The following is a 17,472-nucleotide window of genomic DNA, read 5'->3' as shown; positions in this document are numbered from 1 at the left end:
CGGCGGCCACGCTGATCGCGGCCGCCGGGTCGATGCCGGGCTACAGGATCTTCCGATGAAGGCGGCCCGCGCGCTTTACCGCGGCAGGCCACCCGTATCGCTCGAACCCATCGCGATGCCGAACAGACGTTGCCCTTCCGGCGTGTCCTCGACTCTCCAGCCCTCGGCGCTCAACGCTGCCCGAATCCGGTCGGCTTGCGCCCAGTCCTTGTCCGCCCTCGCGCGCTCGCGCTCACCGAGCAACCCGCGGACATGTTCCGGAACGTCGAACGCAACCGGCCGCCATTCGCGCAACCCGAGGCCCAGAACCGCGTCGAAGCTGTCGACGGTCGCTTTCAGGGTGGTAGGCGGCAGGTTGCTCCTGACCAGATCCCACAGCACCGCGAGCGCCCTCGGCAGGTTCAGGTCCTCGTTCACTTCGGCATCGAAGCGCGCGGCGAAATCCGCATCGACGCGGCCGCCGTCCGGCCAGCCGGCATGGAGGTGCCGCAGTCGATTCAGCGCGGTGTGCGCCGCGTCGAGCGACGCCCACGTGAAATGCAGCTTGCTTCGATAATGGGCCGTCAGGCACAGGTAGCGGTACGCGAGCGGATCGACACCGCGGCTCTGCAAGGTCTGCAGACGAACGAAGTCGCCGCTCGACTTCGACATCTTCGTATCGGCGTCGAGCGTCAGGAAGTGCCCGTGCATCCAGTAGTTCGCGAGCTGCGTGCCGTGGGCCGCCCGCGTCTGCGCGATCTCGTTGCTGTGATGCACGGCGATATGATCCTCGCCGCCGCAATGGATATCGAACAACGTCCCAAGATACTTCGCCGACATCGCCGAGCATTCGATATGCCAGCCCGGAAAGCCGCGCCCCCACGGGCTGTCCCATTCCATTTGCCGCTTGACGCCGGCCGGGCTGAACTTCCACAACGCAAAATCCGTGATGCTTCGCTTTCCGCCCAATGCCACCCGCTTGCCCGCCTGCAACCCCGCGCGGTCCAGCCGCGCGAGATACCCGTAGTCGTCCTGCCGACTGGTGTCGAAGTAGAGGCCGTCGTCCGTCCGATAGACGTAGCCGGCCCGGTCGAGCGTATCGATGAACGCGATCTGTTCGGCGATGTGATCGGTGGCGCGGCACCACACCGTCGGCTCGAGCAGGTTGAGCGCGTGCCAGTCCCGGACGAACGCGTCGGTGTAGCGCCGCGCGATGGCCCATGCCGATTCGCCGGTCCGACGGCTGCCCTTCTCCATCTTGTCTTCGCCTTCGTCCGCATCCGACGTCAGGTGGCCGACGTCGGTGATATTGACGACGTGCCGGACCGCGTAGCCGTTGCGCTCCAGTACGCGGCGCAGGAGGTCCTCGAACACGTAGGTTCTCAGGTTGCCGATGTGGGCATCGTCGTAGACCGTCGGGCCGCAGCAATACATGCCGACCTGCCCGGCCCGGATAGGCGTGAAGGAGCGCACGGTACGCGACCAGGTGTCATACAGCGCAAGCGGCATCGAGTTTCTCCGTCTGGAAAGTGTCGGCCCAAAAACAAAAAGGCCGCCTGTCTTGCATCACAGGCGGCCGGAAGGCGATTGCTTGAATGTTTAGCGAATTCGCTAGACGCAACTTCCCCCTGGCATGTTCTGACAACATGCACCGATGAACGAGGAGGGGGAAATGGCGCGATTCAGCATGCGGACGATGCTAGCGCCTATAGACGGCAATGGTCAATACCATCTGAGCGCTGCTCCCCCGGTGGGGGCCAGGCTGCCGGCACGGGACGGACGGCTTTCGTGCCCGCTCACGCCGGCAAAAAAAAGCGCGAACCGAGGTTCGCGCCAAAGAGAGACCGCTCGCTGAAGACGTCGCTGCCCCACCCCATCCCGCTCAGAACGAATGCCGCATCCCGATCCGCACGTCGGCCTGCGTCTGCGTCGTCGACGGCGTGAAGCTGTAGCCGATCACCGCATCGACGCCTTGCGACGCGCGCAGGTAATCGCCGGAGATGTAGATGTCGGTGCGCTTCGACAGCAGGTAGTGCAGGCCGGCCGTGCCCTGGTTCCAGTGGTGGCCTTCGAAGCGCGTGTGCTGGTAGCCCGCGATGAGGCTCAGCGCCGGCGTGAACTGGTACAGGCCGCCGCCTTCGTACACCTGCATGTGCGACGACTGGCCGAAGCCCTTGATCGTCGTGTACGAGTAGTTGGCGTCGAGCGTCAGCTTGCCGATCGTGTAGCTGGTGCCGATGCCGAACGTGCCCTGGCTGTCGACGTCCATCGCGGTGTTCGCGAACAGGTCGGTGCGGGCACCGGTCGCCGGATCGACGGTGACGGTCTGCTGGCCGAGGAACGTGTGCGTGCCGATCATCGCGTACGGGTCGAACGCATAGATGCCGTTCGGGTTGTTCAGGCGCGTATACGCGGCGCCGATCGAGAAGTCGCCCTTCGTGAAGCTCGCGCCCGCGCTCCAGGCGCTGTTGCGATGGAAGTTGCCTGCGACGTTGCCGAACGAGTACATCGCGCCGAACTTGAAGCCGCTCAGGTCGTTCGACAGGAACTTCACCGAGTTCGGCAGGCGGTCGCCGTTGAAGCGGTCGAAGTCGCCCTGGTGGATCGCATAGCCGCTGCCCCACGCGGAGATGTTGTAGATCGATACGAGCTCGTTCGTGATGTCGAGCTGGTTGCCGAACGACAGCGTGCCCCAGTCGTTCTGCAGGCCGACATACGCCTGGCGGCCGAACTCCGCGCCGCCGAAGCCGAGTTGCCCGTTGCCGAGGTGGAAGCCGCTCTCGAGGGTGAACACGGCCTTCAGGCCGCCACCCAGGTCTTCGGTGCCCTTGAGGCCGAAGCGGTTTCCGTAGGCGACGCCGTCATCGAACTTGACCACGTGCGAACCGCCCGTGTTGTTCACGTACGTGATGCCCGCGTCGAGAATCCCGTACAGCGTCACGCTGCTTTGCGCATGCCCGATGGCGGGAATACAGGCCGCGCATGCAAGCGCGGCGGCTACGGCAACTTTCTTTTGCTTCATTGTCGACCACCCTCCCTGAACCGTTCGATGGATAGAATCTCGTCCCGGCGCGTGCCGCGATGCGCCGGTGGATTCGAATTCGGTACGCCCGCTGGCTTTGGTATTTCGTTTTCCGCAATAACGCAGCCATTGGCGAAAAATACAAACCCATATTTCGGGTCACCCGTCTGAAGGCGACACTAAATGGTCACGATGCGACGGATCGGGAAAACACGTAGACAGGCGGCACGGCAAAAACCGGCCGCCGGAAGGGAGGGAATCAGCGACCGTCGAGGGCCGCGCGCACGGCCGGCAGGCCCGGTGCGCCGGCCGCCGTCGTCACGCCGTCGAGCCAGCCGGCGACCAGCGCCGGGTCGGCCTTCAGCGCATGCTGCGCCGCGAGCACGGGCGACGTCTTGTGGTCGAGCATGTCGGCGATCATCCGGTTCTCGACGTCGACCGAGAACGTCATCTGCCGGAACAGCCGCGCGAGGTTCGCGCACTGGCCGGCGAACCCGGCACGCGTGACCGTGTTGACCGTCGCGCCGCCGTAGTTCGGACCGAAGTACGCATCGCCGCCCGACAGATACGTCAGATGGAACTTCGTGTTCATCAGATGCGGCTCCCATGCGAGAAACACGATCCAGCGCTTGTCGCGCACCGCGCGCTCGACCTGCGTGAGCATGCCCGTCTCGCTCGATTCAACGAGCGACCAGTTCGCCGCGCCGAGTGCATGGTCGGACAGCATCCGCTTGATGTTCTGGTTCGCGGGCGCGCCGGGCTCGATCCCGTAGATCTTGCCGCCGAAGCGGTCCGCGTAGCGCGCGAGATCGGCGAACGTATGCACGCCGGCAGCCGCCACGTAATCGGGCACCGCGAGCGTGAACTTCGCGCCGCTCAGGTTCGCGTGCAGCACGTCGATCGATTTCTCGTCGACGAACGGCTTCACGAGCGGCGCCTGCGCGGGCATCCAGTTGCCGAGGAACACGTCGACCTGCCCTTTCTTGAGCCCCTGGTACGTGATCGGCACCGACAGGTTCGCCACGTCCTGCCGGTAGCCGAGCGCCTTCAGCACGACGCCCGCCATCGCGTTCGTCGCGTCGATGTCGGTCCAGCCGGGCGCCGCCATCTTCACGTCGCCGCACGACTGCGGGTCGGCCGCATGCGCGGCTTGCGTCGTCATCAGGCACGCGGCGGCGGCGAGCGCCGCGCCGATCCTTCGGATTGCTGCATTGCGTTGCCGTTTCATGGTTCGCTTCCTCCGTCGTTCTTCAATGATCGCGATGCGGTACGCTCAGCGCCCGACTCGCGGAAACCGCGCCATTGCCTCGAGCGTGTCGAGCTCGATGTGATTGCGCATGTAGCGCTGGCTCGCGTCGGTGAACGGCTGCCAGTCCCACGCCTGAATGCGGCCCTGCGTCGTGGCCGCGTAATGGAAGCGCCGGCGGCGCTGGCTCGCGCGCACCTGCCGGTCCAGCTCGGGCAGGTTCCAGCGCTGCGCGGCCTGCGCGCGGAACGCGGCAAGCACGTCGGCCGCTTCCGGCGTGCCGGCCAGGTTCGTCAGCTCGCGCGGGTCGTCCGACAGGTTGTACAGCTGGTCGGGATCGAGCGGGCAATGCACGTACTTCCAGTCGCCGCTGCGGATCATCACGACCGGCGCGACCGCGCCTTCCGCCAGGTATTCGCCGAGCGCGACGTCGTGCGCCGGCGTGCCGTGCAGGTGCGGCACCAGGCTCGCGCCGTCGACCGGGTCGGGCCAGCCGCCGGCCAGTGCCGCGCCGGCGAGGTCGACGAGCGTCGGCAGCAGGTCGACGTGCGACACGGGCCCGCGCACGCGCGCGGCGTCGAAGCGGCCCGGCGCATGCACGATCAACGGCACGCGGCAGCCGCCTTCGAAGAACGTCATCTTGTACCAAAGCCCGCGTTCGCCGAGCATGTCGCCATGGTCGGACGTGACGATCACGATCGTATCGTCGGCGAATCCGCACTGTTCGAGCGCGGCCAGCACGCTGCCGAACTGCGTGTCGACATAGGACGTCGCGCCGTAGTAAGCGCGGCGCGCGGCGCGGATCTGCGCATCGGTGGGCGGCGTACGGTCGTTCTCGCAGACGAAGCGCAGCCGCTGCGAATGCGGGTCGCTTTCCGCCGCGTCGAGCCGCACGGCCGGCATGTCGATTTCTTCGTCGCTGTACAGATCCCAGTAGTCGCGCGTGATCGCATACGGGTCGTGCGGATGGGTCAGCGACACGACCATGCAGAACGGCCGTGCATCGTGCCCGGCCGCGCGCTCGCGCGCGACGTCGTACAGCTTCTGCTTCGCCGCGAACGTCACCTCGTCGTCGAAATCGAGCTGGTTCGTGCGCACGCACGGGCCGGCCTCCAGCACCGAACTCATGTTGTGATACCAGCTCGGCCGCTCGGTCGGGCTGTCCCAGTCGGGCACCCAGCCGAAATCGGCCGGATAGATGTCGGTCGTGAGGCGCTCCTCGAAGCCGTGCAGCTGGTCGGGCCCGCAGAAATGCATCTTGCCGGACAGCATCGTCCGGTAACCGCCCGCGCGCAGGTAGTGCGCGAAGGTCAGCGTTTGCGCCGGCAATTCGGCGGCGTTATCGTAGGCGCCGATCCCCGACGGCAGCTTGCCCGTCAGCAGCGAGAAACGCGACGGCGCGCACAGCGGGCTCGCGCAGTACGCGGCGTCGAACACCACGCCTTGCGCGGCGAGACGGTCCAGCGTCGGCGTGCGCGCGACGCGATTGCCATAGGCCGGCAGCGCGAACGGCGTGAGCTGGTCGGCCATCAGGATCAGGATGTTGGGTGTCGGGTTCGTCATCGGCTGTCGTGGGGAAAACGGTGTTCGAATGGAGCGGCGCGCCGCTCGCGCAGCGGGACGTCCGGCATGGCGGAGGCGGCTCGGCGAAAGTGCCGCACGGGCGGGCCGCGCTGGCTAGAATCGCGGAATGCGTGGCGCGGTGCCCGTGAAGCGGGCTTTGAAGCAGGCCGCGAAACGCAGGTACCGCACCGTCCGAAGCACTATCCCCCACCCGAATTCGCGCGGGTAGGTGTCCGGCCCTTATGGGGCCATTAGAGAGACTTATGTCGAAATCCGAACCGTTACCGTCGATGCAGGCGCTGCGCGCGTTCGAATCGGCCGCCCGGCTCGCGAGCTTCACGGCCGCCGCGCGCGAGCTCGGCTCCACCCAGCCGGCCGTGAGCCAGCAGGTGTTCCAGCTCGAGGCCGAACTGGGCGTGCCGCTGTTCGAGCGCAGCCCGCGCGGCGTCACGCTGACGGCCGACGGCGAGTGCCTGTACGAAGCCGTGCGGCTGAGCCTCGACACGCTGCGCGGCGCGACCGCGACCCTGCGTGCGCGCCGCGAGCACGGTGCGCTCACGATCGTCACCGACTTCGGCTTCGCGACCTACTGGCTGATGCCGCGCCTGGCCGGGCTGAAGCGCGTGATGCCGGATGTCGACGTGCGCGTCGTCACGTCACAGGATTACGACGCGCAGCGCGACCATGGCGACATCGCGATCCTGTTCGGCGACGGCCACTGGCCGTCGTGCACCGCCGCGCGACTCTTTCCGGAATCGGTCACACCCGTCTGCTCGCCCGCGTTCCGCGACGCGCACCCGCACGTCGCGCGGGCCGAGCACTTGCTGGCCCTGCCGCTGCTGCACGTGCAGCCGACGCGCCCCGAGCGCTGGCTGTCGTGGTCCGGCTGGTTCGACGCGCACGGCCTCGATACGGCCGCCGCCGCGCGCGGCGTGACCTTCAACAGCTACGCGCTCGTGATCCATGCGGCACTGCTCGGCGAAGGCGTCGCGCTCGGCTGGTCGCCGCTCGTGGACGAACTCGTCGCGTCGGGGCAGCTCGTAAAGCCCGTCGACGCGCCGGTCGTCACGTCGCGCGGCTACTTCCTGGTGCGGCCGCCGCAGCGGCCCGAGCCGGACGCGACCCACGTGTTCCGGCGCTGGCTGCTCGACGCGTGCGCGAGCGCGTGACGGGCGCACCGCGCCCCCGCGTGCTGGCGCGCCGATACCAGCCACACGGCGCGTTGGTTCTATCCGCCTCGAAATCGTCCTGATTTACTTGAGCCTCCCGCTACCCGCGCGGCGCGGCGCCTTCGTGCGCCGCCGCACGGCCGTGCGCCCATGCCATCCGAGGAGTCTCATGACCGCCGAGCACCGCCCCGATCAATTCGTCCTGACACTGTCGTGCCCGAGCGCGGCCGGCCAGGTCGCCGCCGTCGTCGGCTTTCTCGATCGCCATCGCTGCTATGTCGATGCGCTGAACGTGTTCGACGACGATCTCAGCAACCGCTTCTTCGTGCGCTGCGTCTTTCATCCGACGGATGAAACGCTGCAGATCGATGCGCTGCGCCACGAATTCGCACCAATCGCAGCCGGGCTCGGCGGCCAGCAGGGCGACATGCAATGGGCGATCCACGACGTGAACGCGCGGCCCAAGGTGCTGATCATGGTGTCGAAGCTCGAGCACTGCCTCGCGGACCTGCTGTTCCGCTGGCGGATGGGCGAGCTGAAGATGGACATCGTCGGCATCGTGTCGAACCATCCGGATTTCGAACCGCTCGCCGCGCAGCACGGGCTGCCGTTCCGCCACTTCCCGATCACGGCCGAGACGAAGGCGCAGCAGGAAGCGCAGTGGCTCGACTTCTTCGAGACGAGCGGCGCCGAACTCGTGATCCTCGCGCGCTACATGCAGGTGCTGTCGCAGGAGACGAGCGCGAAGCTCGCGAACCGCGCGATCAACATCCATCATTCGTTCCTGCCCGGCTTCAAGGGCGCGAAGCCGTATCACCAGGCGCATGCGCGCGGCGTGAAGCTGATCGGCGCGACCGCGCACTTCGTCACCGACGATCTCGACGAAGGCCCGATCATCGAGCAGGTCGTCGAGCGCGTCGATCATGCACTGCGGCCGGAGCAGCTGCTCGCGGTCGGGCGCGATGTCGAATCGCTCACGCTCGCACGCGCGGTGAAGGCGTTCATCGAGCGGCGCGTGTTCCTGAACGGGGATCGGACGGTGGTGTTTTCGTAAGCGAAAAGGCGTCGCGTTCGACACGCGGCAGAAACGAGAAAGGCTCGACCGGTAGGTACCGGCCGAGCCTTTTTTGTCGTCGCGTTGCGCGCGATGCGCCACGCGACGCTCCGTGTGCGGTTTCCGGAGCTGCCGCGCGCCGCAGCGCATGCGCTATCGCGTCACTTCACCCAGGCAAAGTAATACGACAACCAGATCGTGAGCCCCGCGCCAACCAGCGCAACGTAAGGCATCAGATTCAGCCACATCGCGCGCTTCGGCACTTCGAGTTCCATGTCGCGCTGCATCTGCGCGGGGAACCGGCCGCGATCCTGCCAGTAGTGGCGGAACAGGAACACCGGCACGATCAGCAGCATCGCGATCAGCCCGTTGCGCAGCGTGCCCTCGCCCTGCAGGTTCGCACCCGCGCCGACATACACCAGGTTCGCATACCCGCAGATCGCACCGCCGACGAGCAGCCACGTCGGGCAGCGGAACGGCCGATCCCAGTTGCCGCGATCCATCCGGTGGATCCAGCCCGACTGAAGATTCAGGAATACGAACAGCATGTAGCAGACGTTCGAGATCGACAGCACCGTCATGTAGTCCGACATCATCAGCAACACGAGGTTGAAGCCGAGATCGGTCCACATCGCGCGCGTGGGCGAGCCGTGCTCGTTCACGTGCGACAGGTACTTCGGCAGCCAGCCGTCGACCGATGCCTGGTACAGCGTGCGCGACGAGCCCATCATCGACGTCATCACGATCAGCAGGATCGACAGCATCAGCATCACGACGACCGCATTCGCGACCCATGCGCCGCCGCCCACGATCTTCGCCATCGCAGCCGCGACGCCGGTGCCGTCGCCGATCGACGGATCGAGCATCGCCTGCGTACCGAGCGCGCCCTGGAACGCCATCGGCACGAGCGTCATCACGACGAGGCACAGTGCGCCCGACCAGAAGATCGCCTTGGCGGTATCGCGACGCGGGTCACGGAATTCACGCGTGTAGCAGACGGCCGTCTCGAAGCCGTACGACGCCCAGCCGGCCATGAACATCGCACCGAGCGCCATCGTGACGCCTTGCCCGTTCCACGAGCCGAACGTCGTGGCCGTGAGATTGCCATGCGCGTCGTGACCGAGCGGCAGCAGCGGGAGCAGGTTCGACATCGGCACGTCGCCCGTGACGAACGGCACGATGCCGACGATCAACAGCGGCGTGAGCGATGCGATGCCGAGAATGCGCTGCGTGCGCGCAGCCTTCGATGCACCGCTGTGCTGAAGCTTGAACGTGATGAGAAGCAGGATCGTCGCGATGATGAACGTCGCATTGATCCGCAGGGACAGACCCGGCTTGATGAACCCGAGATCCGCAACCTTGAGCTGCCAGTGCAGCACCGCCGCGTCGGCGGGAAAGAGACTCGTGAGCGCATAGCTCGCCGCGAGGCCGCAGCCGAGCGCGAGCATCGGCGACCACGCGAGCCAGTTGCACCACACGGAAACCGGGGCAATCAGCTTGCTGTAACGGACCCAGCCGATCGCGCCATACACGGACGCGCCGCCCGATTTATGGGGAAATAGCCCCGATATTTCCGCATAAGTCGCGCTTTGAACCAGCCCCATCGTGATCGCGGCGATCCAGATCGCCCACGCGGGCTGGCCGATCGTCGCGCATACGCCGCCGATCGTGAACAGCACGCCTGCCGGCACGCCGCTCGTTACCCAAAAAGCGTCTTTCCAAGTCAGGCCACGATGCAGCGTGTGGCCCGGCGAATCATGTGAGATGGTTGCCTCAACATCACTGGTGCGGTTCGCACGCAGTCCTGCTTGACTCATCCAATTCCTCCTGTGATGACTCCGCACAAGGGCGCTAGTGTAACAACTTACGCTCTTTTCTGCAGAATCAAAAAAATAATTCCGGGATAAGGTCGCGTCGCAGTGCGATTATTTCGCATTCCTTTCGACCTTTCCCGGACTGTCTCTTCATCTTGTTATTGCGGCGAATCGCCGCGGCCTTACTGTGCGCCTTCCGTCCACGTGTTCACGCGGTCGGCATGGGCCGCAATCCACGCGTCGGCGGCCGCTTCCGGCTTCGAGCCGTTCTGGATCGCGAGCATCACGCTGTCGATTTCACCCGGCTTCCACTGGAATTTCTTCAGGAACGCGACCACCGGCTTCGCCTTCGTTTCGAGCCCCGGATTCACGACGCTGTCGACGTGCTCCGCGCCGCCGAACACCTTCTTCGGATCCTCGAGGAAGCGCAGCTTCCACTTCGCGAACATCCAGTGCGGCGCCCAGCCCGTCACGATGACCGGCTTGCTCGCATTGACCGAGCGCGACAGCTCGGCCGTCATCGCGCTGCCCGAGCTCGGCATCAGCGTGTAGTTCAGCCCGTAGCTCTTGATCGCGTCGTCGGTCTTGCGCATCACGCCGGCACCGGCGTCGATGCCGACGATCCGGCCGCCGAAGCTGCCCTTCTCCGCGTTCAGGTCGTCGATGCTCTTCGCCTTCACGTAGGCGGGCACGATCAGGCCGATCTTTGCATCCGGGAAATTCGCGCCGAGGTCGACGACCTTGGCCTTGTATTCATCCCAGTACGAGCCGTGCGTGACCGGCAGCCACGCGGACAGCGTCGCATCGAGATCGCCGCGCGCGACGCCCTGCCACATGATCCCGGCCGCGACCGGCACGAGCTTCACTTCGTAGCCGAGCTTCTTCTCGATCACGCGCGCCGCGACGTTCGACGTCGCCACGCTGTCGTCCCAGCCTTCGACGTAACCGATCTTCAGCGTGGGCTTCGTATCGGCAAGTGCGGACGCGCTCAGCGCCACCATGGCCGACAGTGCGCCGGTCCACAACAATTTTCCGAACAGCTGCATGGTCGATCTCCTTGATATGCGCACCGTGCGCGTTGCCTCTCTAGGTTCTTCAACCACAAATCCGCGGTATCGTTGTTTTCCGACGGATGCTTGTCCGGACGCGACGCGCCCGGACAGCCGATGGCGTGTTGCGACTACTTGTCGATCACGAGATCCGACAGCGGCTTGCTGCAGCACAGCAGCACCATCCCCTGGTCGATCTCGCGCTGGCGGATACCGCCGTTGTGCTTCATTTCAACCTGCCCCGACACGAGCTTCACCTTGCAGGTACCGCACATGCCCTGCGTGCACGAGGCCGGCAGCCGCACGCCCGACTGGCGCGCGGCATCCAGCACGTGCTGCTCCGAGCCGCACGAAATCTCGCGATTGCTCTTCGCGAAGCTGACCGTGTACTGCTTCGTGTCGGTGCCGGTGTCGACGCCGTCGGCCAGTGGCGCGAGATCGGCGAGCAGTTCGTCGCTTGCGGTTTCGGCAAGCGTTTCGAACGAGAAGCTTTCCTCGTGATACTGCTTGCGATCGAAGCCGGCTTCGTCGAGCAGGTCGCGCACGGCCTTCATGTACGGCGCGGGGCCGCACGTGAAGATTTCGCGCTCCATGAAGTCCGGTGCGATCAGCTTCAGCAGCGGCAGCGTCAGGAAGCCCGTGACGCCCGGCCAGTTGGTGCGGGCGCCGACGCGCTCGACGACGAACGACGTGCGGAAATTCGTGTGGTTCGACGCGATCAGGTCGAGCTCGCGCGCGAAGATGATGTCGTCCGGCGTACGCGCGCTGTGCACGAACAGGATGTCGCGATCCTCGGCGAGATCATGGTGCGCGCGGCTCATCGACATCAGCGGCGTGACGCCCGAGCCGGCCGACAGGAACAGGTACTTGCGCGCCGGATGCCGGGCGCACGTGAATTCGCCGGCCGGGCCGAGCACGCGCACCGGTGCGCCCGGCTGCAGGTTGTCGTGCAGCCAGTTCGACACCTTGCCGCCCGGCACGCGCTTCACCGTGATCGACACCGTGTGCGGCCGCGCGGGCGACGACGAGATCGTATAGCAGCGGTTGATCGTTTCGCCGTCGATGTCGAGCTCGAGCGTGAGGAACTGCCCGGGCTCGAACGAGAACGAGCGGCCCTGCGGCGAACGGAAGAAGAAACTCTTCACGTCGTGCGTTTCCTGCCGCACGTGGCAGCACACCAGCGTTTCCTCGACGTCGCTCGTCCAGCGCTCGGGAAGGGCGTTCCAGAACGCCGGGCGCGTCACCCGGCTGTCCGTCGGCTCGAAGTTGGCCGCATCTCGCATCATGTCAGCCTCCGCAGGGCCGCCCCAAGGAGGCTGACCGCCCCCTTGGGGGGCAGGGAACGCAGTGAGCGTGGGGGTCGTTTCATCAGTTGCTCCGCTTGTTCGCTGCTAGGTGCTTATTCGCCGGTTTTTTCGGCGAGCCGGCCGATGTACCAGGCCGAGAATTTTTCGACGAGACCTTCCGTGAACGGCGAATACGGGCCCGGCTCGTACGCGCTGCTGGTCGCGCCGCGCTGCGAGAATTCGACGAGCGCGCGATCCTGGTCGTTGGTCGCGTTCCACACGGCCGTGAGGTTCTTCACGTCGTAGTCGATGCCTTCCTTCGCGTCCTTGTGCACGAGCCACTTCGTGCGCACCAGCGTCTTGCCGGCCGACAGCGGGATCACCGAGAACGTCACGATGTGATCGCTCATGAAGTGGTGCCACGAGTTCGGCTGCGTCCAGAACGACAGCCCGCCGAGGTCGGCCTTGTCGAAGCCGCCGAGCAGCTTCTTCGACGCGACCTTCGCATCGAGCGTCTGCGATTCGCCGTGGCGATCGAGCGGCAGGCGCTGCGTGCGGAAGCCCGTCACGTCGAGCAGCTTCTCGATCTCTTCGGACGGCAGGCCCATCTCGGCCCACTCCTTGCCGCGCCGCACGCAGGTTTCCGCGAACGCGTCCATGCCTTCGGCGTTCGCGTCGGAGCGCTGGTAGCCGAAGCCGTATTCGTACAGCGAGATGGTGAGCTCCGGATGGTTCGCGACGCAGTGATAGCACTCGCGGTTGTTCTCCATCGTGAGCTTCCAGTTGCCTTCCTCGATGATGTCGACCTGCGCGGCGATCTTCGTGTTCGGCAGATCGTGCGGCAGCAGGTACGGCTCCATCTCGGCGCGCAGCTGCGCGAAGTCGGCGGGCGGCTCGTCGGCGAGGCAGACGAAGATCAGGCCCGCGAGGTTCTCGACGTGCACCGACTTCAGGCTGTGCTTGCAGCGGTCGAACTTCTCGCCCATGTGCTCGGCGAACATCAGCTGGCCCGTCAGGTTGTAGGTCCAGCTGTGGTACGGGCACACGATGTTGCCGACCGAGCCTTTGTCTTCATTGCACAGGCGCGCGCCGCGGTGACGGCACACGTTGTGGAACGCGCGGATCGCCATGTCGTCGTCGCGCACGATCAGGATCGAATCGCTCCCCAGTTCCACGGTCACGTAGTCGCCCGGCTCCGGAATGTCCGGCTCGACCGCCACCTGGATCCAGTGCTGGCGGAAAATCGCCTCCATGTCGAGCGCGAAGATGTCCTCGCTCGTGTAGAACGGCGCTTCGAGGCTGTGCCCTTCCTTGCGCCGCTCGATCAATGCACGAATGTCTGCCGATACTTTCATCGTTTGCTCCGGATTCCTTGCATCCCTGGGTTCTTGCCGACAGGCATCAAAATCAGTAGTCGATGAGCTGATGCTCGCGCAAATACGCGAGGATCACTTGTGCTTTTTCGACCGAACTCCCTTCATTTACGACGTTGCCGCCACGGCTTTCGGTCGTCGTCGCGGACAGCATCCGGGCATGCCCGGAGCGCTTCTCGGCGGCAACCAGCTTTACGGGTTTACGCTCGATCGGGCCGACCTTCCACGCGGCCGCGTCGGCGTCCGCGCCGGGCGCCGCGAGCGCCGGCCGGATCGCGCCGGCGCGCAGCCGCGCATACGCATAGCGCGGCTCGGCATTGGCGAGCGGATGGACGGCAATCACGGCCGGCAGCGCCGCGTCGACGCGCCGCCGCAGCCCCTTCGGCAAAAATTGCCGGACGGCCACGCGACCGCCTTCGACCGTCACGTCGACGGCCGAGCCGACCAGCGGATAGCCGAGCGCCGCGGCGATGCGATACGGCAGCATGCCGGTGTCGTACGCGCCCTCGGCGCGCGTGCCGGTCAGCACGAGGTCGTAGCCCTCGACGCGCGCGGCGAGCGCATGCACGGCGTCGTCGCCGTCGCGGCAGGCCAGCACCTCGACCTCCCGGGCGCCGAGCGCGAGATATTCGGCAAGCGCCGCATTCGCGGGGTCGCCCGCATGGATCACGTCGAGCTTCGCGCGATGCCGCTCCGCGAGCTGGCGGCCGGTTTCGAGCGCGGCCGCGTCGTTGCGGCTGTAGCGCGCGACGCCGCTGACCGGATGGCGGCCGACGGACACGAGCACCGCGATGCGTTGCAAGGGACGGGGTGCGTTCATGCGGCGACTCCTTCCGGTTCACGGGTGCCGACCGCAGCCGGCGATTCGCCACGCGCGGCGCGCGCGGCCTGCACCTGTTCGATCAGTGCGGCGATCGTGCCCTGCGCGTCGCCGACCACCGTCAGGTTCGCGCGCTTCGCGATCGGCGCGCTGCCGTCGAGGTTCACCGCGATCACGTGGCGGCAGTCCTTGATCCCCTGCAGGTGCTGCACCGCGCCCGAGATGCCGAACGCGATGTACACGCTCGCCTCGACCGTCTTGCCGGTCGCACCGACCTGCTTGTCGCGCGTGAAGTGACCGTTGTCGACCGCGACGCGGCTCGCGCCGATCGCCGCGCCGAACGCACCGGCCAGCCGCTCGAACGCACCGATGTCGGACACGCCGTTGCCGGCCGATACGATGAAATCGGCTTCCTCGAGCGCGACCTGGGCCGCGTCGATTTCGTCGAGGCCGAGATCGCGGTACGGCTGCGCGGCGTCGTGTGCCGGGCGGATGAAGTCGGCGGCCACGCGTTCGCCCGCACCGACGAACGGCAGCTTTGCGTCGACTGCGTTCTGCGCGAGCAGGATCACGTCGGGCAGCGCACGGGTGGCAAACGCGCGCCCGGCGTGCGCATACGCGCCGACGTGCTTCGCATCGATCTCGACGACGTGCGTCGCGACGCTCGCGCCGGCGGCCGCCGCGTAGCGCCGGCCGAGATCGCCGTCGCCCGTCGCGTTGTCCGGCACGAACACGTGTTTCGGCGCAAGCGCCGCCACGCAGGCCTGCAGCGCTTGCAATTCGCTTTCAGGGTCGAACGCGCGGCGATCGAAGCCGGCGAGTTCCAGCAGCTTGTCGACGCCCAGTTCGGCCACGTCGTCCTTCAGCTCGCCGAACGCGAGCAACGCGACTTCGGTCTGCGCATCGGCGAGCAATGCGGCGGCGGCGATGGCCTGCCGCGAATGATCGTCGAGCGCGCCGCGTTCACCGTGCGCGACCACCAGCATCACGTGCTTCGGATCCTGCACCGCGCGGCGCGGCTTCGCGGCCGCCGCGCCATGACCATGCGCGAACCCGTGCACGGCGTTCGCATCGGCGCTGCCTTCCTCGCCGAGCGTGATGCGCTTCAGGCCGGCGGCCGTGATGATGAACGGCCGGCGCGGATCGATTCGTTTGATCGTATTCATCGATTCACTCCAGCGAGGCGGCAACGAGTTCGGCCACGTCGAGCACGTCGGGGCGCGGGCCCACGACGCCTTCGAGCATCGCCGTGCAGTTCGGGCAGGCAACCGCGACCACGTCCGCGCCGATCGTGCGAGCGTCGGCGATGCGGATGTCGGGAATGCGCTGCTTGCCGGGGATGTCGGTCAGCGGCGCACCGCCGCCACCGCCGCAGCACCGGCCGCGCATGCCGTTGCGCTCCATCTCGACGACCTGGATGCCGATCGTCTTCAGCAGCTTGCGCGGCGCGTCCGTCTCGCCGTTGTAGCGGCCGAGGTAGCACGGATCGTGATACGTGGTGCGCTTGTCCTGCAGCGCCTCGACGGCCTTCGGCGCGATCTTGCCGCTGTCGGCCAGCTCCGCGAGGAAAGTCGTGTGGTGCTTGACCGTCACGCGCAACCCGAGCGCACGGTATTCGTTGCGCAGGCTGTGCATCACGTGCGGGTCGGCCGTCACGATCTGCTTGTACGACAGCGTGCCGAGCGTGCCGATCAGGCGCTTCGCCATCTGCTGGAACGTCGCTTCGTCGCCGAGCCGGCGGGCGACGTCGCCCGTGTCGGTCTCGGTCGCGCCGAGCACCGCATAGTCGACACCCGCCTTGTTCAGCACCTTGACGAATGCGCGCAGCGTGCGCTGGTAGCGCATGTCGAACGCGCCTTCACCCGCGACGAACAGCACGTCGACCGGTTTGCCGGGTTGCGCGACCGGCGCGCTCAGGTCGACCGACCAGTCGTAGCGTGCGGCCGTGTCGTAGCCGCCCATCGTGCCCGTCTCGCGCAGGTTCGCGAGCACTTCCTGGCCCTTGCCCGGCACCGTGCCGTGCACGAGCGTGCGGTTGCGGCGCATGTCGACGATCGCGTCGACGTGCTCGATCAGCATCGGGCATTCCTGCACGCATGCGCGGCAGGTGGTGCACGACCACAGCGTCTGCTCTTCGATCAGGCCCGACACGATCGGGCCGTTCGGCTCGCCACGATGCTGGCCGACCGGAATGCCCGGCGACGGGCTGCCTGCGTACGCCGCATCGGTGCCGCCCGCCATCCCGACGACCAGATCCTGGATCAGCTTCTTCGGGTTCAGCGGCTGGCCCGACGCGAACGCGGGGCACGCGGCTTCGCACTTGCCGCACTGCACGCACGCGTCGAAGCTCAGCAGCTGGTTCCAGCGGAATTCGACCGGCTTCGCGACGCCGTACTCCTGATGCTCGATGTCCGGCAGCTTCAGCGCGGTCGGCGGCGTGGCCGTGCCGTTGCCCGTGAACGAGTCGCGGGTGGCCGCGAAGCGCTCCTGGCGCGGGTGGAAGGCCAGGTGCAGCAGGCCTGCGATCGCGTGCTTCATCGGGCCGCCCTTCGCGGCGCCGACCGTCATCGTGAATGCACCGACACCGATCAGCACCGCGCAGAGCACCGCGAACGCACCCGACATCGCGCCGGTCGGCACCAGCATGAACAGCACGAGGCCGAGCGCGAACGAGCCGAGCAGCCAGGGCAGCGTATTCCACGGGCCGCGCGACAGGCGGGCCGGCACGTCCTTGGCCGCACGCCGGCGCCACACGAACACCGCGCCGACCAGCATCGCGAGCGCCGCGAGGAAGATCAGCTTGTCGAGCCACGGCGAGTAGATCGCGAGGCCGTAGTTGATGAATACCAGCGCGAGCGCGCCGATCGCGCCGCCGGCCGTCGCGACGTGCGTCTTCGCGATGTACGGATCACGGGCGACCACGTGGTGCAGGTCGACGAAGTAGCGCTTCGGGATCGCGAACAGGTTCGCGACGCCGAACGAGCCGGGCGCGGTGGCCCGGCCGAGACGCCAGTAGGACGAGCGCTTCGCGACCGCGAACGCGAGCCCCGCCACCGACAGCCACAACAGGGCGGTAATGAGGAAGGACGGGTTCATC

Annotated in this window: 13 protein-coding genes; 2 read left to right on the top strand and 11 right to left on the bottom strand. The window is 66.7% G+C overall.

Going from position 1 to position 17,472, the window contains the following annotated elements; genetic code table 11:
• Positions 1-75 precede the first annotated feature (75 nt).
• The 4 genes from cysS to betC form a co-directional block, all read right to left on the bottom strand.
• Positions 76-1,488, bottom strand: coding sequence for a cysteine--tRNA ligase (gene cysS / locus CFB43_RS20635; protein ID WP_089496360.1), 1,413 nt, complete (start codon positions 1,486-1,488; stop codon positions 76-78).
• 373 nt (positions 1,489-1,861) lie between these two features.
• Positions 1,862-3,001, bottom strand: a complete 1,140-nt coding sequence (locus CFB43_RS20630; protein WP_089496359.1) for a porin — start codon at positions 2,999-3,001, stop codon at positions 1,862-1,864.
• A 259-nt stretch (positions 3,002-3,260) separates the two neighbouring features.
• Positions 3,261-4,229, bottom strand: coding sequence for a choline ABC transporter substrate-binding protein (gene choX / locus CFB43_RS20625; RefSeq protein WP_089496358.1), 969 nt, complete (start codon positions 4,227-4,229; stop codon positions 3,261-3,263).
• A gap of 45 nt (positions 4,230-4,274) precedes the next feature.
• Positions 4,275-5,810, bottom strand: a complete 1,536-nt coding sequence (gene betC / locus CFB43_RS20620; RefSeq protein ID WP_089496357.1) for a choline-sulfatase — start codon at positions 5,808-5,810, stop codon at positions 4,275-4,277.
• A gap of 263 nt (positions 5,811-6,073) precedes the next feature.
• On the opposite strand from betC, the gene CFB43_RS20610 reads away from it, so the two are divergent.
• A complete protein-coding gene (locus CFB43_RS20610; protein ID WP_089496356.1) occupies positions 6,074-6,979 on the top strand; it encodes a choline sulfate utilization transcriptional regulator in 906 nt (301 codons plus the stop codon).
• Between the two features lie 169 nt (positions 6,980-7,148).
• On the top strand, positions 7,149-8,033 hold the full coding sequence (purU, locus tag CFB43_RS20605) for a formyltetrahydrofolate deformylase (RefSeq protein ID WP_089496355.1): 885 nt from the start codon (positions 7,149-7,151) through the stop codon (positions 8,031-8,033).
• 161 nt (positions 8,034-8,194) lie between these two features.
• On the opposite strand, the gene CFB43_RS20600 is transcribed toward purU, so the two are convergent.
• The 7 genes from CFB43_RS20600 to CFB43_RS20565 all read right to left on the bottom strand — a co-directional run bounded on the left by CFB43_RS20600 (position 8,195) and on the right by CFB43_RS20565 (position 17,471).
• Complete coding sequence (locus tag CFB43_RS20600) at positions 8,195-9,850, bottom strand: APC family permease (protein WP_089496354.1); 1,656 nt, start codon at positions 9,848-9,850, stop codon at positions 8,195-8,197.
• A 179-nt stretch (positions 9,851-10,029) separates the two neighbouring features.
• Positions 10,030-10,893, bottom strand: a complete 864-nt coding sequence (locus CFB43_RS20595) for a glycine betaine ABC transporter substrate-binding protein (RefSeq protein WP_089496353.1) — start codon at positions 10,891-10,893, stop codon at positions 10,030-10,032.
• A 134-nt stretch (positions 10,894-11,027) separates the two neighbouring features.
• On the bottom strand, positions 11,028-12,182 hold the full coding sequence (locus tag CFB43_RS20585) for a hybrid-cluster NAD(P)-dependent oxidoreductase (protein WP_089496351.1): 1,155 nt from the start codon (positions 12,180-12,182) through the stop codon (positions 11,028-11,030).
• A gap of 113 nt (positions 12,183-12,295) precedes the next feature.
• On the bottom strand, positions 12,296-13,537 hold the full coding sequence (locus tag CFB43_RS20580; RefSeq protein ID WP_089496350.1) for an aromatic ring-hydroxylating oxygenase subunit alpha: 1,242 nt from the start codon (positions 13,535-13,537) through the stop codon (positions 12,296-12,298).
• A 52-nt stretch (positions 13,538-13,589) separates the two neighbouring features.
• Entirely contained in the window at positions 13,590-14,375 is a 786-nt protein-coding gene (locus CFB43_RS20575) for an electron transfer flavoprotein subunit beta/FixA family protein (protein WP_089496349.1), read from the bottom strand.
• On the bottom strand, positions 14,372-15,541 hold the full coding sequence (locus CFB43_RS20570) for an electron transfer flavoprotein subunit alpha/FixB family protein (RefSeq protein WP_089496348.1): 1,170 nt from the start codon (positions 15,539-15,541) through the stop codon (positions 14,372-14,374). The genes CFB43_RS20575 and CFB43_RS20570 overlap by 4 nt, the downstream gene beginning before the upstream one ends.
• Before the next feature lie 4 nt (positions 15,542-15,545).
• Complete coding sequence (locus CFB43_RS20565; RefSeq protein ID WP_089496347.1) at positions 15,546-17,471, bottom strand: (Fe-S)-binding protein; 1,926 nt, start codon at positions 17,469-17,471, stop codon at positions 15,546-15,548.
• Position 17,472 lies beyond the last annotated feature (1 nt).

Source organism: Burkholderia sp. AU15512 (assembly GCF_002223325.1).
Lineage (GTDB): Bacteria > Pseudomonadota > Gammaproteobacteria > Burkholderiales > Burkholderiaceae > Burkholderia.
This window is presented reverse-complemented; position numbering and strand designations above follow the sequence as displayed.